This window comes from Methylorubrum sp. Q1 (genome assembly GCF_004683995.1).
Classification (GTDB): Bacteria; Pseudomonadota; Alphaproteobacteria; order Rhizobiales; family Beijerinckiaceae; genus Methylobacterium.
The window spans coordinates 157,820-180,740 of the sequence record NZ_SRHQ01000001.1 but is presented as its reverse complement, the minus strand read 5'-3'; the positions used below and the strand labels follow the sequence as shown (position 1 = coordinate 180,740).

At 69.0% G+C, this 22,921-nt stretch carries 12 protein-coding genes (1 of these 12 only partly in view); 7 read left to right on the top strand and 5 right to left on the bottom strand.

Features of this window, described 5'->3' with window-relative positions; all coding sequences use genetic code 11:
- Positions 1-3 precede the first annotated feature (3 nt).
- The 4 genes from E4V01_RS00600 to E4V01_RS00585 form a co-directional block, all read right to left on the bottom strand.
- Positions 4-2,040 carry a preprotein translocase subunit SecA gene (locus tag E4V01_RS00600; RefSeq protein WP_135297048.1) on the bottom strand — a complete coding sequence of 679 codons (2,037 nt, stop codon included), beginning with the start codon at positions 2,038-2,040 and terminating at the stop codon, positions 4-6.
- On the bottom strand, positions 2,033-4,180 hold the full coding sequence (locus tag E4V01_RS00595; RefSeq protein WP_135297047.1) for a PqqD family peptide modification chaperone: 2,148 nt from the start codon (positions 4,178-4,180) through the stop codon (positions 2,033-2,035). The genes E4V01_RS00600 and E4V01_RS00595 overlap by 8 nt, the downstream gene beginning before the upstream one ends.
- 11 nt (positions 4,181-4,191) lie before the next feature.
- A complete protein-coding gene (locus E4V01_RS00590; RefSeq protein ID WP_135297046.1) occupies positions 4,192-6,093 on the bottom strand; it encodes an efflux RND transporter periplasmic adaptor subunit in 1,902 nt (633 codons plus the stop codon).
- 93 nt (positions 6,094-6,186) lie between these two features.
- The gene (locus tag E4V01_RS00585; protein ID WP_003606160.1) at positions 6,187-6,483 is read right to left on the bottom strand and encodes a DUF3467 domain-containing protein; all 297 of its coding nucleotides are present in this window, start codon (positions 6,481-6,483) and stop codon (positions 6,187-6,189) included.
- 425 nt (positions 6,484-6,908) lie between these two features.
- Between E4V01_RS00585 and E4V01_RS00580 the strand changes: the two genes are divergently transcribed.
- Genes E4V01_RS00580 through E4V01_RS00560 form a run of 5 tightly spaced genes read left to right on the top strand, consistent with a single transcriptional unit; the run spans position 6,909 to position 12,829 of the window.
- Complete coding sequence (locus E4V01_RS00580; RefSeq protein ID WP_245517375.1) at positions 6,909-7,922, top strand: methyltransferase; 1,014 nt, start codon at positions 6,909-6,911, stop codon at positions 7,920-7,922.
- The gene (locus E4V01_RS00575) at positions 7,919-8,578 is read left to right on the top strand and encodes a uridine kinase (RefSeq protein ID WP_135297044.1); all 660 of its coding nucleotides are present in this window, start codon (positions 7,919-7,921) and stop codon (positions 8,576-8,578) included. Before E4V01_RS00580 ends, E4V01_RS00575 begins: the two co-directional genes overlap by 4 nt.
- A gap of 29 nt (positions 8,579-8,607) precedes the next feature.
- Positions 8,608-11,007 carry a tryptophan 7-halogenase gene (locus tag E4V01_RS00570; RefSeq protein ID WP_135297043.1) on the top strand — a complete coding sequence of 800 codons (2,400 nt, stop codon included), beginning with the start codon at positions 8,608-8,610 and terminating at the stop codon, positions 11,005-11,007.
- A complete protein-coding gene (locus E4V01_RS00565; protein WP_135297042.1) occupies positions 11,004-11,879 on the top strand; it encodes a hypothetical protein in 876 nt (291 codons plus the stop codon). Before E4V01_RS00570 ends, E4V01_RS00565 begins: the two co-directional genes overlap by 4 nt.
- 17 nt (positions 11,880-11,896) lie before the next feature.
- Entirely contained in the window at positions 11,897-12,829 is a 933-nt protein-coding gene (locus tag E4V01_RS00560) for a radical SAM protein (RefSeq protein ID WP_135297041.1), read from the top strand.
- Between the two features lie 97 nt (positions 12,830-12,926).
- Here the strand turns inward: E4V01_RS00560 and E4V01_RS00555 are convergent, their stop codons facing one another.
- A complete protein-coding gene (locus tag E4V01_RS00555; protein WP_245517373.1) occupies positions 12,927-13,931 on the bottom strand; it encodes a helix-turn-helix domain-containing protein in 1,005 nt (334 codons plus the stop codon).
- Between the two features lie 845 nt (positions 13,932-14,776).
- Between E4V01_RS00555 and E4V01_RS00550 the strand changes: the two genes are divergently transcribed.
- On the top strand, positions 14,777-15,577 hold the full coding sequence (locus tag E4V01_RS00550) for a SapC family protein (protein ID WP_060769911.1): 801 nt from the start codon (positions 14,777-14,779) through the stop codon (positions 15,575-15,577).
- 175 nt (positions 15,578-15,752) lie between these two features.
- Positions 15,753-22,921, top strand: the 5' end (the start) of a protein-coding gene (locus tag E4V01_RS00545; RefSeq protein WP_135297040.1) for an LEPR-XLL domain-containing protein. Its footprint extends 38,590 nt past the window's final position; the window shows 7,169 of its 45,759 coding nt (coding positions 1-7,169); its start codon is at positions 15,753-15,755; its stop codon lies beyond the right edge, outside the window.

Below are 22,921 nucleotides of genomic sequence, written 5' to 3'. Positions count from 1 at the left end.
TCCTCACTCGGCATGGCCGGCAAAAGCCAGAATACGGTCCTGCATCTGGTCGGATTGCAGCAGGTCGGCGCGCATGCGCCCGTGCAGCCGCTCGGTGCGCCACTGCGCGTGGCGCAGCAGGCGCGCGCCGAAGACCCGGCCCCGCTCGGGGCCGAGCAGCGCCATGATGCGGCGGGCGAGCCCGCGGCTGATGACGCTGCCATCCAGCAGCGGATCGTCGAGGGAGAGGATCGCCTGGAAACAGCCCGGCTCGCCCTGGCGCCCGCTGCGGCCGGCGAGTTGGTCGTCGATGCGCTGCGCGTCCTGCCGTTCGACCATGATGACGTGCAGGCCGCCGCTTTCGGCCACGCCAGGGCCGAGCTTGATGTCGGTGCCGCGCCCGGCCATGTTCGTCGCCACCGTGATGCGGCCGCGCTGCCCGGCCTGCGCCACGATGGCCGCCTCCTGCCCATCCTGGGCGGCGCTGAGCACCGTGTGCGGCAGTCCGGCTTCCGTGAGATATGCGCTCGCCCGCACGGAGGCCCCCACCGAGCGGGTGCCGACCAGAACGGGGCAGCCCTTCGCATGGAGTTTGGCGATGCGCGCCGTCACCCGTCGCCATTTCGCCGCCTCGTCGGGAAGCACCTCGTCGGGCAGGTGGCGCCGCTGCACCGGCCGGTGCGTCGGGATGCGCACCACCGGCAGCCGATAGACCGTCCAGAATTCGGCGGCGACGCCGCGGGTCGTGCCGGTCATACCCGCGAGCCGGGGATACCGGCGGAAGAAGCGCTGGTAGGTCATGCGGGCCAGCGTCGAGCGGGCGCCGGAGAGTTCGCAGCCCTCCTTGTGCTCGACCATCTGGTGCAGGCCGTCGCTCCAGCTCCGGTCCGGCATCACCCGGCCGGTATTGGCATCGACGATCACCACCTTGCCGTCGCGCAGGATGTAGTGCTCGTCCCGGTGGAACAGGTGCAGGGCCGAGAGCGCTTGGCGCACCAGCCCCTCGCGTGTGACGCGCCCGCGCCAGGCCGAGGCCTCGCTGCGCCCGTCGCTCGTGGCGAGACCCGTGATCCGCTCGCGGCCGGCATCGGTGAGGATGATCCGGTGCTCGGCCGCCTCGATCCCGTAATCCTCGGGGTTCTTCAACTCCGCGGCGATCTCCATGGCGCGGGCGAGCACCTCCGTGCCGAACTGCGAGCCGGCCGGGGCCGAGATGATGAGCGGCGTGCGCGCCTCGTCGATCAGCACGCTGTCGGCCTCGTCGACGATGGCGAAGTGCAGTCCGCGCAGGCGGAGCTGGGCGAGCCGGCTCGCACTCGCGTGAAGGCTTTCGAGCTTGAGGCGTACGTCGCTGGCGCGCTGGCCCAGTGCGATGCGGTCGCGCAGGTAGTCGAAGGCGAGGTCCTTGTTGGTGCAGTAGGTGATGTGGCAGCCGTAGGCCTGCGCCCGCTCCGGCTGCTCCTGCTTCTCCTTGATGACGCCGACCGTCAGACCCAGCGCGGCGTAGAGCGGACGCATCTCCTCGGCGTCGCGCTCGGCGAGGTAGTCGTTGACCGTGACGACGTGGACCGGAAGGCCGGCCAGCGCCGCCGCGCCTGCGGCCAGCGTCGCCGTGAGGGTCTTGCCCTCGCCGGTGGCCATCTGGGCGACGCGCCCGTCGAGGATGGCGGCAGCACCCATCATCTGCACGCCGTAATGGCGCTGCCCCTTCACCCGTCCCGACATCTCGCGGATCAGCGCGAAGGCCTCCGCGATGTCGGCGTCGCGAAAGGTTTTCCGGGCGCGCAGAGTGCCGGTGATCGCCCGAATGCGGAAGTGCAGCGCCTCTTCGGACAGCTCGGCGATGTCCTCGGCCTGCGCCAGGGCGGCGCGGGCGATCCGCGCGTAGCGGCGGGCGGCCCAGCCGGCGAGCCCGACGCGCACGCGGCCGATCACCCGCGCGGCGGCCTGATCGAGCCGGCTCGCCTTGAGCGGTCTGCGCTCGGAATAGGCGCGGGCCGGCGGCACGCGGAAGGCGGTTCCGGGCGCCGAGCCGGCGGAAAGGGCGAGGGGGTCAGACACGGAACTGGCTCAGGAACACCTGCCGCAGGCTGCGCAGCGCGCGCCACGCGATCGGCTCCGCCCCGTGATCGAACCGGATATAGACCCGTTCGCCGAGCACGTTGAAGGGGAGGCCGCCAGCGAGCTGGACGTCGAAGACGAAGATGCTCTGGAGCGCCACCGGCTTCTGCGGGTTGCTGGCGTCCACGGCGATGATGCCGCCGCCCTGCGTCGCGAGGGCGAGACTCGGGATCTCCTGCTGCGCGCCGGGCACCTCGCGCAGGATCGAGCCGGCGCGCACTTCCTCGGGCTTCTCGGCCAGCCGCGCGGCGACGCCCTGCGTCCGGCTGCGGATCAGGTCCACATCCGTCTGCGGCACCACCACCCGCACCACGGGGTCGTCGGCGGTGAGCACGTAGCCGATGCGTTCGCCCCGGCGCAGATACCGCCCCGGCAGATCGACGGCACCCGGCACGATCAGCCGGCCGGCCTGGGACGCCCGCACGATGAGGCCGGCCTGCCGCTCGCGGTAGACCCGCAGGATCTCCTGCGTGCTGGCGATCTGCTCCTGGAGGATCTGCGCCTGCACCCGGTCGCCGAGCCGGGCGGCGTCGTAGCGCAGGCGCAGTTCGGCGAGCTGCGCCTCCAGCACCGCGACGCGGCTGTCGAGGCTCGGGTCTTCGAGCGTCGCCAGGGCCTCGCCGGCCTGCGCGTCGCGGCCGGGCTCCACCAGCAGCGTGGTCAGGATGCCGTCGGTCTTGGTGCGGATCTGCGTGTCGTCGGGCGCCCAGACGACGCCCTGGGCCATTGTCGTATAGGGCAGGGGCACCACGAACAGCAGGGCAAGGATCGCACCCGTGGCGACGCTCGTGAGGGTCACGGCGCGGCTCCGGCGCCGGTTCAGCTTCGGATCCGTGAGGATGAACTTGAGCCCCTTCACGAGGGGCGAGACGACGGTGCCGAACAGGGCGAGCCCGGCCAGCAGCACGCCGAAGACGAAGTACTGCGTCGCGATGAAGCTGGCGATCGCGATCGAGACGGTGGTGCGGTAGACGAAGGCGGCCACCGCGTAGACGAACAGCCAGGGCCGCTCGCCGTCCGCCGTCACCGGACTCTTCGCGCCCTCGATCTTCAGCGCGTAGCGCTCGATCAGGTAGAAGACGTAGCGGTTGGCCCGCGAGCCGAGATTCGGGATCTCGATGAGGTCGGCGAAGATGTAGTAGCCGTCGAAGCGCAGCAGCGGGTTGCCGTTGAACAGCAGCGTCGAGACGCTGCCGATCACCATCACGTTGAAGGCCGCCGCGCGCACGAGGCCCGGCTCGGCCGTGGCCCAGACGATGGCGGCGAGGCCCGCCAGGAACAGCTCGACGAAGATGCCGCCTGCCGCCACCATCATCCGCTGCCACTTGCTGGGGAAGGCGGCGGAGGTCGAGGCATCGACGTAGGGCGCCGGGAACATCACGAGCAGCATGATGCCGACCTCGTGCACCTCGCCGCCCCAGGCCTTGGCGGCGCAGGCATGCCCCGCTTCGTGCAGGGCCTTGATGACCGGGTACAGGCACATCATCAGCGCGACGTTCTGCGCCGAGAGCATCTGGCCCGCGACGTCGCCCGTCAGCTCCCCCGCGTGCAGTCCGGCCACGACGAGGCCGGAGATCACCACTGCGAGCCAGACCGCGAGCCCCCAGACCGAGAAGAGCGGCCGGAAGTAAGGCGCGAGCCGGTCGAGCAACGGATCGGGGTCGAAGAGCGGGAAGCGCAGGGCCAGCGGGTTCTTCACCCGGGCGATCAGGGTGCGGCGCGCGGTCGATTCCGAGCGCTCGGCGAGTTCGGCGAGATCGGGAGGCAGGTCGCCCTGGAGCAGGTCCGAGCCGTGGAGCTGCGAGATCAGGCGGATCGTGTCGTCCTGGGTCGGCGGGTCATCCTCGTTGCGGCGCGCGGCCGCCTCCCATACCTCGTGCAGGGTGCGGCGCCCGTCCATCATGCAGAGGATCAGGTTGGCGGCCGGCGAGAGGCGGTGGAAGCGCCCGGTCTGGTGATCCTGAAGGACGTACCAGACCTCGCCGCGAAAGCTCTGCCGGTGGATCTCGGCGTGGCGGCGCAGGCGCGGGCGCAGGGCCGCCACGCGGTACCACGATTGGCTGAACAGGGACTGGGACATGCCTCAACCCCTCACGGCCACCAGTGCCAGAGGGCGAGGCGCACCCAATCGACGATCGGCCGGGCCCAGACCCAGGCGAGCAGCCGCCGGTCGACATCGACCTTGGCGATGCCCTCCATGCCCGGCCGCAGCCGTGTGGCGCCGTCCTCGATCCGGCCCTCGACCCGGAACAGGTTGCGGCCGTTCTTGGCCTCGGCCACGGGGGTGATGGTCTGGATCGTCAGCACCTGCGGCTGGTCGGGCAGGGAGGTCGCGAGCACGTGCCCGGTCTGGCCCTCGCGCAGGTCGGCGATCAGGCGCTCGTCCACGCTGAGGACGACGCGGTAGCTGTCGAGCGGGGCGATCTCGAACAGCACCTGTCCGCGGCTGATGGCGCCGCCGATGGATTGCGAGAGATCGCCGGAGACGATCAAGCCGTCGAAGGGCGCGGTGAATTTCGAGCGGGCGATCTGCTCGTCGAGCAGGCGGATCTGCGCGTCGGCCTGGTCGATCTGGCTCTTCACCACGTTGATCGTGGCGGGCTGCCGGGTGGCGAGCGCCTTGTCGTACTCGTAGGTGCGCTGCTGGCGTTCGGTGACCCAGCGCAGGCGCTCCAGGGCGAGATCGCGGTCTTCCAGGGCGGCGAGGAGATCGCCCTTGCGCACCGTGTCGCCGGCGCGGTGCCCCGCGGTCTTGAGATAGCCGTCGTAGGAGGCGACGACGGAACGGCGCACGAGGCCCTCGACGCGGGCATCGGCGGTCACGCGGTAATCGATCTTGATCACCGAGAGCGCCAGGACCACCGCCAGCGTCGCGGCGAGGCCGAGCTTGAGCCCGGTATGGTTCGGGCCGAAGATCAGCCGCGCGCCGTTCATCACCGCGTCGGTGGCCTTCAGCACCAGCCAGCGGTCGTTCTGCCGCTTGTCTTCCAGAACCGGGCCGATGGCGGCGGCGCAGGCGCCGACCTGCTCCACGGTCTCCAGGCTGAACGGCTGGTCGGCGGGCCGCTCCAGAGTGATGGCACCGACGAAGCGGTCGTCGACGAGCATCGGCACGGTCAGCACCCGGCCGCCATATTGCAGGCGGGCGAGGTCGGCATGCGCCGTCGTGACGGTGGCTTCGTTCTCGGGCGGCGGGAATAGGATCAGGCTGCGCTGGTCGATCGCCTCGTTCATGCAGGCGCCGAGGCGGCGCACGAGGTTCATCTCGCGGCCGAACTGCGCCGAGTGCGAGATCGCCGTGATCCGGGCGCTGCCGCGCCGCACGAAGCCGATCGCCGCGCGCTGGCAGGAAAAGGCGATGGCGAGGTCCGTCACCGCGGCGGTGCAGGCGGCGGAGAAGCGCGATTGCTCGAGCACCCCGGCGAGCAGGTCGAGAACGGAGCGCGAGCGGGCCAGCGTCCGGCGCTCGCCCCGCCCAACCAGCTCGGCCTGCTTGGCGACGAGCCACGCACTGCCCCACTGCACCTGACGGATCGCGGCGCGCAGCTCGTCCTTGTCGAGGCTGTCGAGGGCGAAGGCGGTGACGGCGAAGCACGCGTCGTCCAGAACCAGCGGCAGCGCGATCCACGCCCCCGGCCCCTGCGGCGCGGCACCCGGATGCGGCCCGGCCTCCGCCATCGCCTGTACGACCGGGCGGTTCTCGCGAAAGGCGGCCTCAGCGGTCTCGCGCAGGCCGGCTTCGCACTCGGACTGAGCCGGGAACACGGCGAGCGGGGCGAGCCCCACCGACGTGCCGGGAAGCAGGACGCAGGCCCTCGGGGCGCCGAGCATCGGCGCCTGGAGCGTGAGCCACGCTTCCGCCGCCGTCTGAAGCGTGTGGGAGGTCCGGAGCACCTGCCACAGGGCCGGCTCCAGCAGTGAGAGGCGCGCGGCCGCGCCCGCTGCGGACACACCCGCCGCGGACGAGCCCTCCACCGCCAAACGCTCGCTCATGGCCCCCGGATTCCTTGAATGACGGCGCTCAGGGTCTTGTTAGGGAAAGGGCTGCACCGCCACGCCGTTCGGCGCGGCGGCGGAGCCGGATGGTCAGGCGTCGAGGTCGAGGCGCCCGTGCCGGTTCTCGTACTCGGTCAGCACGCCGCCGAGGACGGAGTGGAGACGCTTGGCCGCGAGCGGCGTGAGGATCACGCGGTTCGAGAGATCGACCACCACGCTCTCGGTCTCGGCGAGGTTCCAGGTCCGGTTGGTGCCGAAGAACAGATCCACCTGCTCGCGGGTGCCCTGCACGTTCACGACGTTGGCGAACTGCGTCGACATGCTGTCTTCACGCCATTCGATCGCACGCACCTGATCGGCGGCACCGGGCTTGCTGCTCTCGCTCACGACTGCTCCCTCATCTGCGCGCATCACCGCGCGACGTTTCCTCGGGCTCCTCGACATCACCGCCGGGCTGGTGCCAGGCTGGATCGCGAAGCCTAAGTCCTCGTCAAGACATTGCACGAATAAAGCCGTCGTTGAACGACGGCTTGCCTTGCCAACCCAGCGAAACCAAGTCGCCTTGCATTTATGGCACACAGGGCGATAGGAGCTATTGCACGGTTTGTGCGATTCGATCACGAATGGAATGTGGCGGCGGCAATGGCCACGAAGAAAAATGCGTTGATCCAGCGTCTCAATTCAAAGCCTCCTTCATTCCAGAGGTTTGACCGGGTCTCGCGCCGCAGCCTGAGCTTGGCGTCACGCTGATGCCGGATGGGGGAGGGCGCGGGACGTCGGAGCCGGAAGTGCCGGGCCCGGAATTTCCGCGCGTGGACCGCTTCCTCGAAAGCGAGGCCGCCGCGCACGCCCTCAGCTTCGCCTTCACATCCGGGCTGATCGACCGGCTCGCCCGCCGCTCGGACATTGTAGCGGCCGGATTGACCGACGAGTTTCGGCTCGAGGGGCCGCAACTTGCCTGCCTGACCGGCCTCCTTGTCGGCGCCGGGATCGCCGCCGAGCCCGCGCCGGGCCGGATCGGGCTGAGCGAGGCGTTCCGCGCCGTGCTGCCCTGCCGCGACCTCATCGAGGCGAAGCTCGCCTTCGCCGCCGCCGCGTCCGAGGATCTGCGCCGGCATTTTCCCGCCTTCGTCGCCGACCTGCCGGCCTTCATGGCGGCCTCGCGCACCTTCGAGCTGTTCCGCTACGACCGCTGCTTCGAGATCACGCCGGACAACCTCGACGCGACCCGGCGCTGGGTCGCCTACACCACCTGCCTGACGCGCTATGAGGCCGGGCCGGGCCTCGACCGGATCGAGCCCGGTCTGCATCGGCGTCTGCTCGATCTCGGCGGCAACAGCGGCGAGTTCGCCGCCCAGGCCTGCCGCCGCGCCCCGAACCTGACCGCCACGGTGTTCGATCTGCCCGTCGTCTCCGCGCTCGGCCGCGAGAACCTCGCGGACCGGCCGGAAGGCGCCCGCGTCACGTTCCAGGCCGGCGACATGCGGCGCGATCCCCTGCCCGAGGGGCACGACCTCGTGACCTTCAAGTCGGTCCTGCACGATTGGCCGGCCGAGGAGGCCCGTGCCCTGCTCGAACGCGCGGCGCGCGCGCTCGCCCCCGGCGGGCGTCTCGTGATCTATGAGCGGGCACCCATGGCTCTGCGCGAGCGCCCCCTCGGCTACGTCCAATCCGCCGACCTCGTGTTCCAGCCCTTCTTCCGGGATGCGGACCTCTATACCGAGACGCTGGCTGCTCTCGGCTTCGTCGATTGCACCGTCCGCCGCCTCGCGCTCGAAACGCCGTTCCACCTGATCGAGGCGCGCAAGCCCGGCGGTGCGCTGTGAGCGCGCCCTTCGTCCTCGCCGTCAGCGGACCGCCGGGCAGCGGCAAGACCACGCTGTCCCACGCTCTGTCGGAGCGCTTCGGCGGCGCACCGGTGCTCGCCTACGACGCCTACGAGGAAATCACCGGTTGGCCGCCGGAACGGGTGGCGGCGTGGCTCGCGGGCGGCGCGCCCCTCGACGCGGTGCCCGTACCGGGGCTCACCGAGGATCTGGCCCGGCTGCGGCGCGGTGAGCCGGTGCCGGACCGGGAGCGCGGCGGCACGCTGCGCCTGTCGCGGCGCGCGCCGCGGCCCGTGATCGTTCTCGACACCCTGCTCGGCCGGGCCCATCCCGGAACGGGGGCACAGATCGACCATCTGGTCTGGCTCGATCTGCCCCTGGACGTCGCGCTGGCGCGCAAGCTGCGCAGCTTCACCGCGGCGGCACGGCGCGATCCGACGGCCGCCCCCGGGCTTCTCGAAGCGCTCGATGCCTATCTCGGACGCTACGACGCCCTGCTGCACCCGACCTACGCGCTGCAGCGCGAACGGGTCCGGCCGGCGGCCGACCAGATCCTCGGTGCGGGCACGCTCGCCGGGCACCTCGCCGCCATTCAGTCCGAAATCCAATCCACTCTCCACGCCACCCTTACGGCCGTCCCGACGCCGACGGCGTGAGGGGCGACGCTCGCGGAGCCGACAACTCGATGTTCAGGTCCGAACGCTCCGCGCCTCCGCGCTTGGTCGTTGCCGGCGGCGGTCCCGCCGGCTGGATGGCCGCGCTCTATCTGAAACGCGTCCTGCGCCGGGCGGGCTGGACGGTCACCCTCGTCGGGTCGGCCCCGGCCGCGGGGGCCTCCGCCGCCCTGGCGACGCGCCCGGCCTTCACCCGCTTCCTCACGGGTATCGGCATCGACGAGGCGATCTTCATGCGCCGCTGCGCGGCGACCTATCGGCTCGCCAGCCGCTACGACGACTGGTTCGCCGAGGGCCAGGGCCACTGGCATCCCTTCGGTGCCTGCGGCCCGCGGATCGCCGGCCGCGACCTGTTCCACTACTGGATGAAGCTTCGCCAAGAGAGCACCGAAGAGGGCGCCGAGGTCGAGGCCGGGAGCTACGCCGATTATGCACCCCAGGCGCTGATGGCGGCCGCAGGGCGCGGGCCCCGTCCCATGGCAGACCGGTCCTCGCTCACCGAATCCGGCGATTACGGCTATCACCTCGACCGGACCGCCCTCGTCCGTTTCCTGCGCGATTTGGCCCTCTCCGAAGGCGTGCGCGGGGTAGCCGGGCGGGTCCGCGAGATCGAGCGCGACCTGTACGGTGATGTCGGCGCCGTCGTCCTCGACGGAGGGCAGAAGGTCGAGGGCGACATCTTCCTCGATTGTACCGGTGCCACCGGGCAGCTCATCGGCACCGCGCTCGGCGAGGCCTGGGTCGCGGGCAGCGGCCCCGGAAACCGCATGGCCCGCCTGTCCTTGCCGCAATCGCCGGAGGTGCCGCCCTTCACCGCCTATCGCGGCCGGGCGGAGGGCTGGACGGCATCGCTGCCGCTGGCCGACCGCACGGAGCACCTCTACGTCTACGATAGCCGGACCACGCCGCCGGATGCGGCGGCGGCCACCCTGCGATGCGCCTTCGATAGCGAGGCGGGCATCGTCGATGCGGAACTAAGGCACGGTCGCCGCGCCTCACCGTGGCAGCGCAACGTCGTCGCCCTCGGCGCGGCGGCCGGAGCGGTCGAGCCGCTCCTCGGCTTCGATCTCGATCTCGTCCTGGCCGGACTCGAGACCTTCCTCGCCACCCTGCCGCGCCAGGGGGACGGCGGTGACGTGCTGCGCCGTGCCTATGCCGCGCGCCTGAACCGCTTCCACGACGACGCGGCCGAGGCGGTGGCCGCGCATTACGTTCTCGGCCGCCGGTCGGAACCGTTCTGGGCGGCGGCCCGCGCGGTGACGATCCCCGACCGGCTCGCCGACCGCCTCGACCTCTACGAGTTGGCCGGACATGTCGCGTTGAGCGAGGAGGCGCCGTTCAGCGAGGGCGATCACTACCTCCTGTTCTCCGGCGCCGATTTCCTGCCGCGCCGGCCCTTCGCTCCGGTCGATGTCGCCGACGGCCGCGAGATCGCCCGACTGCTCGCCAGCATCCGTGCGCAGTCGGCCCAGATCGCCGAGGCGATGGCGCCGCATGGCCGCCTGATGGACGCGTTGCACGGTAAGGTACCCGTCGCCGGGCCTTCGGTACGCATCGCGGCGGCTTCGGCGCCGGTCGGCCCGGCGGGTCTACGCCGGACGCCGGAGGGCGCGCGTCTCGCCGATCTGGTGGCGGGGCTCGGCCAGCCCTTCGGCTACGAGCGCTCGGTGAAAGCCTCCCCGGCGGGACTGCAGACCGACCGCTTCCTCATGAGCCTTCACCGCGCGAGCCTCGGCCTTACGCCCGAGACGACGCTCGACCGGCTGGCCGCCGGGCTCGGATTGCCGGAGCGGGAGCGCGCGGAGGCCGCCGGCCTGATCGGCGGGGCGGACATCCTCCATCTCGGCTACGAGGACGGCCCGCCGGGCGCGCTCTACAAGCTCTATGTCGAATGGTCGTCGCGCACCGACGCCGCCTGGACCGGAGCGGACGAGGCGGGCGCGGAGCCGATGCTTGTCCATCGCGCCTATAAGTGGACGCCTGGGGGAACGCATCCGCCCGTCGTCACCCTCTACCACTGGCCACGGGTGCGCGGCCCCGAGGAGATCGGGGCGCGGCTGAACCGGATGGCCGGCGAGTGGGGTGCGGCTGGCGCGCCCGCGCGCGACACCGCCCATGCGATCCTGCGGCTGGCGCAGGAGAGGGGGCGCGGTGCGGTCCACTATCTCGAAGCCCGCGAGGAGCCGGGACGGCGCCTGTCCTACGACCTCAACCTCTATGCCTGCGGCCTGACCGTGGCCGATGCGGAGCCGCTGCTCGGCCAAGCCTTCGTCAATCTCGGCGTGCCGCGCGAGGCGGCCGCAAGGGTCCTGAGAGAGAGGCTTCAGGAGACCCTAGGCCATGTCGCCGGCGGCGTCGGGCGGGACGGCCAGCCCTTCATCACCGTATATTCCGGCGTCGCCGGCGGATGACCGGCCTTGACCCCGCCCGCCTGGAGCTGTCCGCGCCGGGTGACCGCTACGCCGATTACTGTCTGTGGGACTACGAGCCCGTCGGGCCGACGGCGGGACGCCTGCGGCAGGCGAGCCTGCTCTGGCACTCGCTGGCCTGCGCGGGCGCGGATCCGAAGCTGTTCGCGATCTGCGACGCGCTGCGCGACAGCCTCGGCCCCGGCCGCAGTGTCTGGGGCGCCAAGCTCCGGGACGGCGTCACCACCTGGGAGTTCTATTTCTACGACTACGGCCGGCTCGAGCGCACGGTCTCGATCGAGCGCGTGCTGGCGATCCTGGCGCCGTTCGCGCCCTGCGATCTGCGCTATGCGGGCGCGCGGCCCTACTTCATGTTCTCGCTCGACCTCGACGACGCCCTGGCCCGGGGCGAGCGGAGCTTTGACCGCCTCAACATCTATGTCGGCAATCCCGGCAGCAGCGTCTCGTCCGGTCTCAGCTACGGGCTCACTGCCGACGGCCTCGTCTTCGACAACCTCTACAGCTTCTTCGACGCGGCCCGCGAGCGCGACGCGATTGCGGCCAAGGCCGCCTGTTCGGCCCATTTCGATCTGCCCGGCCTCGATCTCGACGCGATCCTGTGGCCCGAACTGATGCGCTGCGGCGTCGTGGTCGTGGCCAACAAGCGCCTGTGCGACGGCGTCTATTTCTCGCGGGTGGGCATCGACGGCCTCGTCGCCTTCCTCGACCGGCTCGCCTATCCGCCCACGATCCGCGACTTCGTGCGTTCGGAGCGGCGGCGCCTGTCGCACCTGCTATTCGATGTCGGGATCGACTACGCGGTGATCGACGGCAGGCTGACCGTGACGAAGAGCGCGTATTACGGTCTGCTCTGAAGGGCTGAGACGACGCCATGGGACGCTACGACCACGCCGCCTACGTCTCCCTGACGATGGAGTTTCGCTGCAACCTCAAATGCGTCCACTGCATGATCGAGGGCACGATGGATCGGCTCGCGCCGGAATCGGACGCGCATTTCGAGGAGATCCTCGCCCTCAACGCCCGCGAGCGGCGCTGGAGCGGCCTGATCCTGACCGGGTCCGAGATCACCCTGCGGCGCGACCTGCCCGAATTGGCGCGCCGGGCGCGGGCGAGCGGCTTTGCGCATGTCCGCATTCAGACCCACGGCATGCATCTCGGCCAGCCGAGCTACTGCCGCCGGCTGGTCGAGGCCGGCGTCGACGAGTTCTTCGTCTCCATCGCCGGCAGCGATGCGGCGAGCCACGACGCGCTGACCCTGGTGCCGGGCTCGTTCGAGCGCGCCCTGCGCGGCTTGGAGACCCTCGACGCGATGGAGGGCGTCGAGACCCTTACCAACACCGTGGTCACCGAGCGGAGCTACCGCCTGCTGCCCGATCTCGTCACGCGGCTCGGCCATCTCCAGCGCCTGACCCAGATGGAGTTCTGGGTCTACTTCCCGATGTCCGAGCGCGACGAGAAGGGCCTCGTCGCCCGCCACGCCGACGTCCTGCCTCATCTGCGCGAGGCGGTCCTGCGTGCCCGCGCGCTCGGACGCGCCGTCGAGGTGAAGAACTTCCCCGAATGCCTGCTCGGCGATCTCGGCGATGCCCTCGTCAACGGCCAGCCCGAACTGCACATCGACCCGGATTTCTGGCGGGAATTCGAGCGCAACGGCTTCTATCAATGCGCCCACCGAGAGGCCTGCAGCTCTCGTGAATGCCTCGGCTTGAACACGGCCTACGTCGCGAAATTCGGGCTCGAAGCCGACCTTGTTCACCCGTTGCCCGCGCCCCGGCGGCAGGCCTGGAGCCGGGCTTCGGGTTGATCCGGCAGTGCCGCGTCTCCGGCACGCTTTTTTGAGGAGAGAGGCCGGTTCGCCGGCAAAGGACGCGTCGAAAACAAGGACTCTTCGGGACGATGCCCTATCGGTTCCCGAGCCGGGGCCACCAGTCGTACAGGACGTCGAGATCGGCCCGCGCATCCCTCTGGGCGAGGGCCACCTGCTCGGCCCTGAACTCGCTCGCGGTAATGCCGAACTGGGCGCGGAAGCTGCGGCTGAAATGGACCTTGCCGCGAAACCCGAAATCGGTCGCGAGCCGGGAGAGGCGGCGGGTCTCCAGCGGGTCGCTGAGGGCGGCCCGGACCGCCAGGAGCCGCCGTTCCTGGACCGAGCGCATGATGCCGCCATAGGGGGCGAACATCCGGTAGAGGGTCGCGCGCGACACGCCGATCTCGTTGGCGATCATCTCCGGCGATAGGTCCGGCGAGGCGAGGTGGGTGCGGATCGTCTGCTCGGCGAGCGTGAGGTGACAGGTGGCGAGCGTCGGCGTCGCGGCGGTCTCCTCGGCGCGGGCGGGATCGAGCAGAGCGCGCAGGAAGTCGAGCGTCTGCGTCACGACCTCCTCGGCATCCGGTTCTTCGATGAGCGTGCTGCGTTCACGCAGCGCGATCAGATGGGCGGCCAGAAGCCGGTTGCGCCCCGCATCGAGCCGTGGCGGCAGCGGGTTCTCGGCCAGGCCCGGCAGCAAGGCCCGCGGGACGACGAGCGCGACCGTGTCCGACGAGGCCGCGAGCGTGTCGACCTCCTGGGCGAGGTCGATGATCGCGACCTGCGACGACCAGATCGTGGTTTGCTGCCCGTTGATGAAGCCGCTGAAACCGCCGACGTTGTAGAGATGGAAGAGGATGTGATCCGGCGTGCGGGCGATGAGATCCCGGTCGCGGCGGTAGCTCTGCGCCCCGAACACCACCCGTGCCACCATGATGTCGCCGATGACGGCACCGCTCGCCGAGCCGGTGGGGCTTTGCTGACCGGGATGGAAGGCCCGCGGCTCGAACAGGGGGCCGACGACGCCTTTCCAGATTTCGGCCGCGGTCTCGTGGGGCATCCCGGTCGTGAGGTAATCCAGCCGCTGGAGTGAGGTCACGGGACAATCGACTTCCAAGAAAACGATCGGGATGCTTTCCCCATTCCGGCAATGCTCGCCGAAAGTCGCGGAAAAGGGGGTGACTGTGTGATCACGCCGTTCCTGAACGAAGTTTATCAACAATGATACGATTGATATTACTCAATATCCCGGCACAGATCGCGAATCCTCGCCCGCATCCTTGCCAAAATATCCTGGATTGGCTGCCGCCACCGAAGACGCGTACAGCTAAAGTCGCCCATTCAGGTTTCAAGAGCTGATGTGCTCATCAGTGATCGCTCGGACGATCGAAGGGGGCATTCGTTGATGGCAACTTTCTGGTTTAAATTCGCTCGTTGAAATTACATCTTCTTTTTAATTCGCCAAAAACGAATTATAGAATTCGAAATTTGGCGTCTCTTCGAAGTGATCGCACGAAATTTGAAAAAATTTGACTGTTTTTCATGATTGGCGAATTTTAAGTGATGCTGCTTGTGTCGGTCACCGACAAGTATCGCGCGCGCCGTTCGGTGAGGCCTGTCGATCGCGAAGCTTGGCTTTAGTGAGCCGCTGGTTTGTTGGAACGCAAGGCCCGGCTTCGGCACCGTGTCGAGCCGGGTACAGCCCTGTGACTCTTTTTTCGACGACCCCGATCGCGATTGCTTCCGAGCCCTGTGCCCCTGAGAATGGATGGCCAGGATTGATCCTCTCGAATGACGCCGTCGCGACCGCGCTGGCGAGGTTGCATCTGAGACGCTGGATCAATCGAAAAAATGGAACCATCCCTCCGCAGCGAGGGGCTGTCCTGATATGCAGCAGCAGGCGAAGATGCGGGAATCGCACGAGCGCCGCAACGTGGGGTCGGAATGAGTAAGCAGCTTCTCATCTACGAGCGTGCCGTGCCGGTCACCCGGCAGCGTCACGGATCATGGTCCGTGAAGGCCGGTGCGTCGTTCGACTTCGCGCGCGGCGTCAATTCGGTGCCGCTCATGGTCGCCGAGTTTCCGAATTCGGCGGCCGAATATGCCATCGTGTTCGGCGGCGCTGCCGACGAGATCATTCCGGTGGCGCTCCTCGGCATTCGCGACAACGAGAACCTGTACGTATCCGAATCAGGTTCGTGGTCTGGTTCGTATGTCCCGGCCTTCCTGCGCCGCTACCCGTTCGTGTTTTCCAGCGACAACGCGAACGACGCCGATGCCACCTTCACGCTCTGCGTCGATGAGGATTTCTCGGGTTGCAACGACGAGGGCCGCGGCGAGCGCCTGTTCGACGCCGACGGCGAGCGGACACAGTATCTGCAGAACGTCCTGGGCTTCCTTCAGGCCTACCAGGTGCAGTTCCAGCGCACGAAGCTGTTCGTGAAACGCCTGCAGGAGTTCGGCCTTCTGGAGCCGATGCAGGCGCAGTTCACGCTTCGCAGCGGTCAGCGCTCGACGCTGTCCGGCTTCAGCGTGGTCAGCCGTGATCGCCTGAAGGCTCTGTCGGCCGAGCAGCTCGCCGAGCTGATGCAGGCGGACGAGATGGAGCTGATCTACCTGCATCTCGCTTCGCTGCGGAACCTTGCGCCGATTGCCGAGCGCATCGGTGCCCCGGCCGAGACGGCGCAGGCGGACGAGACCGCCCCGGCTTCTCCGGCCGACTTCGAGACCTCGGGCAACGCCTGATCCCGAAGGGCTCCCGGTCGAGGCCGGGAGCCATGGGCCGATGCGCAGCCGCTGAGCGCCGGCCGAAATCTGAAAATCGCGGTGACGATGATCCCGGCGGCCCTCTTGCCTGCCGGGACGCTGTGTCTTTGCGCGCCAGGTCAGGCCGCGCAGGTTCCGGTTGGAGAGAGCGGCAATGGCTTTTCCGTTCAAGTCGGAAGGCTTCTGGGGTCCCCTGTTCCGCCGCCGCGATCGTGCGCGCATGGCCGTGGAGACACCGCGCCCGTCGCGTCCGTCGAAGCGTCAGCTCGTCCTTCATCTGAAGACGAAGGCCGGAAAGCTCTTCAACCGCGATCGATTGATTTTCGATCCGTTGGAGCCGCGCGTTCTTCTCAACTCCGACATCACCTATCAGATCGGGGCACCGTCCGACGCTGCGACCGTCGAGCATCAGCTTCTCGTCAAGCTGATCCAGCAGGACGAGACCATCAACAGCACCACGAAGACGGTGCAGCGTATTCAAGTATTTGATTACACGAATGGAACGCAGGGCGCGAACCCGCTCCATACGTTCGGCATCATCGATGCGAGTTCAAACCAAGCTTACACGCTTCAAGGGTCGGGCGGCAAAGAGATCATTACGGTCGATGCCGATTCCTTCAAGCTTCTCGGCAATACTCAGAAGCCGATCCTCGCGTTCACCGATCCGACCAATACCGGGGTGAATCCGAACAACAATCTCGACAACACGATTGCCCTCCTGAACACGCCGACCGGGTCCGCGCTATCGGGCGCCGAGTTCAAGCTGACGGGCGCCAATGCCGGTGAGATCGCATCCGGCAAGTTCGCGGGAAGCTTCTCGAACGTCGCCAACCTCGTCGGTGCCGCTGCGGCCGACGACAAGCTGACGATCGGTGCCAACGGCAGCCTCAGCGGAACGTTCGGCGGCGGCAAGAAGAGCCTGCAACTCGACATCTCGTCGATCGTGGCTGGAAGCATCGACGCGACGCTGTCCGGCGGCGGAAGCAGCTACACGCTGGCCAGGACCAGCGGCTCCTCGGCGGCGACCTTCGGCAGCCTCGCCTTCACCGCGCCGACCACGAGCCTCGGTGTGATCCTGGGCAGCGGCGACGACACGCTCCACTTGGCCAGCCTGCCGCCCGCACCCTCCTTCTCGGTCAGCGGCGGCGCGGGCGCGGACCGAATCGTCTTCGACACCGATCTCAACGCAGCATCCGGAAATCTCGCCGTCACCTTCGAAGGCGGCGCGGGCGACGATAGCATCGCCGTATCGGCCAACCTGAGCGCGCTGGCGGGCGATCTCGGCATCGTCTTCAAGGGCGGTGAGGGGGCCAACACCCTGAGCGTCGCATCGGGCAAGACGCTGTCTGCCAGCGGACAAGTCACGATCGCGGCCGACGCGACCGTGACGCCCGTCCTCACCACATCCGGATTCGATCGTTCCGGCGGCGCGACGGCGCAGATGGCCGTCACCGTCAACGACGGGGCCGTCATCCGCGGAACCGGCGTGAAGGTTGCCGTCCGCAGCGACATCACGATCGCCGACACGGCGCCGGCCGACACCTCGATCATCAGCGTCACCGCCAACGGGCTCGCCGGAATCACCCTCGCCGGTACGGTCGATGCGGGGACGGGCGACGCTGTCCTGACGACAGATGTCAACAACGCCGTCACGCTGACCTCGACCCTGACCTCGCAGCTCAAGAGCGTCACGCCGAGGCAGACCAACAGCTCCACGATCGCTGTCGGCGCCAAGGGGGCGGTGAACGGCGGGACCGTGAAGATCGCCGCCAACACGGTGGCCAAGGTCGACGTGAAGGCCATCGGGCTCGTTCTGCCCGGCCTCCTGACGGTGACCGACGCCGCGGCCGGCACCTTCGACAAGGTCAAGAGCGCGATCAAGGGCGAGGGCAGCTTCAGCGACATCTTCACGCCCGCCGAACTGGCCGCCAAGGCCCTCATCAAATCGGCCGAGACGACGATCAACAACACGACGCAGGTGACGGTCGCTCCGAGTGCGGTGATCACGGACCCGCGGATCGTTCAGACCGGCGCCGGTACCCTTGCCGGCAGCGATCCTGCCCTCGCGCTCCAGATCTCGGCCGACGACAAGACCGACTCGACGATCACGCTCGTCGCACGGGATGCCACGTCGGTGCCGGGCTTCCAGTTCGATGACCCGGCGCTGGACGCTGCGGCGAGCGCGGCCGCGAAGGCCGCTGCCGCCATCAACATCCTCAACCTGTTCGGCCTGACCGGCACGCAGAACGTCACGCGCCTCACCAGCGTCGATCTCGGCGTGCCGGCCGCGGGAAGCCTTCCCGCCGGAGCGCCCGCCGCGAACGATCTCGCCCTCGTGTCGGCGCAGGGCGCCGCCGGGATCCATGCCGCCAACGCCGGCACCCTGGCCGTGCGCATCCGCGCCGCCACCGACGCGACCGATCCGGCCAACCCGGAGACGGGCCTCGTCGCGGGCGACGGCGAGACCGACAATTCGCTGCCCGCGCCGATGAAGGCGGGTGCGGCCCAGATCAATGTGAACGACACCGTGCGGGTCGCCGTGCGCGGCGTCTCCGTCGCCGCCGCGTCCCTCGCCGTCGCGGCCACCAACGACACCACGATCGAGTCGCGCGCCGTCCAGGCCCGCAACCTGCTGACCGGCTCCACCAAGGCCCTCGTCGAGACGGCGCGCCTGACCGCCACCGGCGGCGGCATCTCCGTCGTCGCGATGGATGCGACCAAGGCGCAGGCCATCGTCGAGCCGATCCGGACCGACACCCTCGAGGATGAGAGCGATGCCGAGGAGGCGAAGCGCGAGCTGATCGGGATCGCCCGCAGTTCCGCCGTCAACACGGTCGAGCGCGACATCACGGCGACCGTCGCGGATTCGGTGGTCACGGGCGCGCAGGGCGTCGCGCTGACCGCGCAGAACGCCCTCGATCTGACCACCAACGCGAAGGCCGTCGTCGCGGCGAGCAAGCTCGGTGTGGCCGGCTCCTACGCCGTCAACATCGTGCTCGGCAGCACCACGGCGACCGTCCGGGGCGGAAGCATGAGCGCCGCGACCGGCGACATCTCCGTCAACGCGTCCGACGTGACCAACATCGATTCGCGAGTGCAGACCTCGGTCGGGGGTGAGAGCAAGTCCGGCGGCACCGCCATCGGCGGTGCGGCGGCCTTCAACATCGTCGGCTACCGGCCGGACGGCCTGACCGGCAGCGACAAGCTCGCCGACAAGGTCGTGGGGATGGCCCTCGACGCCATTCTCGGCAGCGGGTTCTTCACCTTTGCCGCCACCCAGGCGACCCGTGCACGGATCGAGGCGGCCACCGTCACGGCCACGGCTGGCGGCGTCGGCGTGAAGGCGATCAGCGCCGGCACGGTGAACGCCACGGTCAGCAACACCGTGACCGTTTCGACCCCGGAGCAGTCGCGTCTCGACGAAGCGAAGGCGCAGGCGACGCGCACGGCGATCAACAAGGCCCGGACCTTCCTCGGCAAGGCGACGCTGAGCAGCGAGCCGGGCGCGGTGACGAGCGCGGGCTCGCGCAGCATCGGCGGCCTCATCGCGACCAACCGCATGAATCGTTCGGCCACCGCCGAAGTGATCAGCGGCGCGACCATCACCAGCGGGGGGGAACTCGGCGTCCGTGCGACGGACATGTCGACGATCAACGCCAACGTGAAGCTCGTGGCCTCGAGCCAGGCTGCCAGCGACGGCGGCCTGCCGACGAAACAGCCGCAGATCAAGTCCGACTACAAGCTGAGCGAAAGCCAGCCGGTGGCGATCACCCTCGGCCAGCGCGTGGCCGTCGATTTCTCGACCCTGCTCGGCGAGCAGGCGATCAAGACGGTCAACACCCTCGACGCGATCAAGTCGAACCTGCCGTCGACGACGAAGCAGGCCCAGAGCGGTACGACGCCGGGCAAGGCTCCGACGCTGAAGGCGGTCAAGACGGGCGATGTCGTCCTCGTGAGCCCCGGCCATCCGGCCGGCAGCGGCGAGGTCGGCTCCTATTACCGCTACATCAAGACGCCGACCGCACCGGCGACGTCGGATTCGATCGACCTGTCGAAAGAGAATTTCACCGGCCCGAGCTGGGAACTGATCGGCGCGAAGGGTGACGTTTACGCCTATATGGGCGCGGATCGCACCGCCGCGAACAAGCTCGACCTCAAGACGGTCAAGTTCACGGATCGAGACCTCTGGCGCCGGGTCAGCGAGACCGAGGCCGCGCCGGCCAAGACGACCGGATCCGGCGGGACCTCGGCCGGCGGCATCGTCGTGCGCAACGAGATCAAGGGCGGCGTTACGGCCGCGATCAGCAATTCCTCCGCCACGACGATGGTGAATGGCGGCGTCGTGGTCTCGGCCGAGCGCGGCGCGACGATCACGTCGAAGGCCGATGCCACCGTCGAGGCGATCGCCACGATCCGTGAGCAGACCGGCGAGACGGCCGAAGGCACGGCCGGCAGCGGGACGGCGAGCACGGTTCCGGGCCAGACCTCGGCCTTCGACAAGTCCAGCACGTCGAATTCGAGCGCGCTCGCGATCAACGCGGTGATCGCGACCAACACCATCCTGTCGGCCGCCGACGCCTCCATCACCGACGCCGAGGTCGCGACTGCCGGCGACGATGGCGCGGTCACGGTCGAGGCGAAGACGACCGGCTCGATCGAGGCCGAAGTTCAGGCGCAGATCACCGCGCTGTCGAGCGGCCCCTCCGGTACCGAAGACGCCGCCGCCGACCCCGCCGCCGGCGGCTCGACCGGTGGCACCACGACGCCGACGACGGGCACCACCACGCCGACGACGGGGTCGGGGCAAACGACCGCGCCGACGACCACGGCACGGGCGGGCGGCATCCAGCTCGCCTTCAACGCGATCGGCTACGAGAGCAGCAATCTCGGCTTCGACACCCTCAACGCCCTGGTCGGGACCAATCTCGGCAACCCGGCGACGGCGCAGGCGAGCGCGCGCATTACCAACACCCGGGTCACGGCTACGGGTGCGGTCAGCGCGACGGCCGAATCGTCCGGCACGATCGCCTCGACCCTGAGCAACGAGGTCACCGCCGCGGCCAAGGCCGCGAGCGTGAACTCCCTGGCGGTCTCCGGTCTCGTTGCGATGAACCGCGTCAGCGGCGCCGCCGAGGCGGTGATCGATGCGCGGACCAAGACGGTCTCGGGCACGGATGTCACGGTCTCCGCCACCGATACGGTCGGCATCGAGGCGGAGACCGCCGTGGCGGCCTCGGCTTCGGCCGAGAAGACCGGCTCGGTCAGCGGCCTCGGCAAGAACGCCGAGGCGCTGCTCGGCGACTACACCTACACCACCGCGTCCGGCAGCCGGCAGGTGAAGTTCGGCGAGAAGATCCGCCTCAGCGATACCTGGGCCGGCAAGGGCGAGAAGGGCGCCGTGTACCAGTACATGGGCGCGGACTTCACCGCCGCCGAGGATCTCGGCAACACGGCGCGGGACTTTGCCGACTTCGCGCTCTGGAAGAAGCTCGACGCCACCAATGTCGTGCCGGGTGCGACCGGCGGCTCGGCCGCTCCGACCGGAAAGATCACGGCGGCGAAATCCTCGGCCACCGCGCTGGGCGGCATCTTCGCCCGCAACGACGTGTCGGGTCAAGCCACGGCCCGGATCGTCAACACCACCGTTCAGGCCAGCGGCGACGTCAGCGTCAGCGCGAAGTCGGAGGCGTCCATCAACGCCACCGACGAGAGCGAGGTCGAGGCCGAGGGCGGTTCGGCCGCCAACGGCGTGCTCGTCTCCAACAACGTGCAGAACGGCGCGCTCGCCTACATCAAGGACAGCACCGTCACGAGTGACGACGGAGGCGTGAGCGTCTCCGCCGAGAACACATCGACGATCGAGGCGAGTGCGGCCGGGTCCGTTGCCGGCGAAACGACGGCGGTCGGCTTTACGCTCGCCTTCAACACGGTCGGATTCCGGCAGCAGAACCCGCTCTTCAACGCCGTCGATACGATCGTCGGCGATCCGCTCATCGCCACCGCCACCAACGGCGAAAACCCGGCCGGCGCAAAGGCCTACATCACCGGCTCCACCGTCACGGCCAAGCGCGACGTCTCCGTCACCGCCGACAGCCAGGCCAAGATCACCGCCGAGGCCGGCAACAAGGCCGAGCAGGCGGATTCCGAGGAAACCGTCCACAAGGCGGAAACCGGCGCGCGCGGAATCTCCGCGGGTGCGGTGCTCGCCATGAACAAGGTCAGCGCCCGCGCCGAGGCATTCATCGGCGCGGAAACCGTCGCCGCTCAGGCCCCGGCTCAGACCGCCGCCACCGTCGCCTCGACCGATGGCGGCGTGACCGTTTCGGCAAAGAATCAGGCCGGCATCGAATCGACCAGCACGATGATCGGTGCGTCGTCGGTCTCCGGCAGCGTCGCCGAACTGGCCAAGAAGGCGGTCGCCACTGCCCTCAACATCTACGATTACACCTCGAAATCCGGCACCAAGGCGCTGAAGGCCGGTGACCGCGTGCGGCTGGCTGCCGATTTCGCCACCCCGGCCGGATCGAGCTCGAACACCGACGCCAAGCGGACCGAAGAGCCCGCTCTGAAGGGCCGGGTGTTCATCTTCGTCGCTGCGTCCGACGCCTCGGTCAACCTCGCGACCGAGGATTACACCAACGCCGCCCGTTGGTTCGCGGTCGATGACGGGGCCATCGTGTCCACCAAGCCGACGGCGGCCGGCACGACGCCCGGCACCACGACCGGCGACACGCTGGACAAAGACACGACGACCATCAAGACCGCGGAAGGCACCACGACGATCACGCGCCAGAAGGCGCGCTACACGTCGAACGGCGGCTTCCAGTACATGATGGCCGGCCAGGGCGTACTGCTCTCGAAGACCGATACGCTCTCGAAGGGCGAGCCGGGCACGATCTACATCTGGCGCGGGGCGGACAACACGAAGGTCACGCTCCACGGCGAGGATTACACCAGCGCGAACTGGATTCCCGCGGCGGCCAAGACGGTCATGCCGAAGCTCGATACGGTGGCCAACCCGCCGGCGGCCCCGGCGCCCGCCGCGGGCTCGACGGATCCGACCCCGACCGCCCGCACGCCCGGCTCGTCGTCCAAGGCCTTCGGCGGCCTGATCGTGTTCAACGAGGTGACCGGCGGCGCGGGCGCTCGCATCACCGATGCCACGGTGACGTCCGCTCTCGACCTGACGGTCCACGCCGCGGATGCCGCCGACATCTCGGCCACCCTCCTCAGCACCGTGACGTCGTCCGGCGGCACCTCCTTCCAGTCGAAGACCGGCGCGGCCGGCACCGGTGGCGGCACGCTCATCGCGGCCAACGGCAT

What these genes read in the sequence shown, in the direction of transcription:
- E4V01_RS00595 (WP_135297047.1), bottom strand. Translation starts at nt 4,180, where the DNA reads ATGTCCCAGTCCCTGTTCAGCCAATCGTGGTACCGCGTGGCGGCCCTG.
- E4V01_RS00590 (WP_135297046.1), bottom strand. Translation starts at nt 6,093, where the DNA reads ATGAGCGAGCGTTTGGCGGTGGAGGGCTCGTCCGCGGCGGGTGTGTCC.
- E4V01_RS00570 (WP_135297043.1), top strand. Translation starts at nt 8,608, where the DNA reads ATGTTCAGGTCCGAACGCTCCGCGCCTCCGCGCTTGGTCGTTGCCGGC.
- E4V01_RS00565 (WP_135297042.1), top strand. Translation starts at nt 11,004, where the DNA reads ATGACCGGCCTTGACCCCGCCCGCCTGGAGCTGTCCGCGCCGGGTGAC.
- E4V01_RS00560 (WP_135297041.1), top strand. Translation starts at nt 11,897, where the DNA reads ATGGGACGCTACGACCACGCCGCCTACGTCTCCCTGACGATGGAGTTT.
- E4V01_RS00550 (WP_060769911.1), top strand. Translation starts at nt 14,777, where the DNA reads ATGAGTAAGCAGCTTCTCATCTACGAGCGTGCCGTGCCGGTCACCCGG.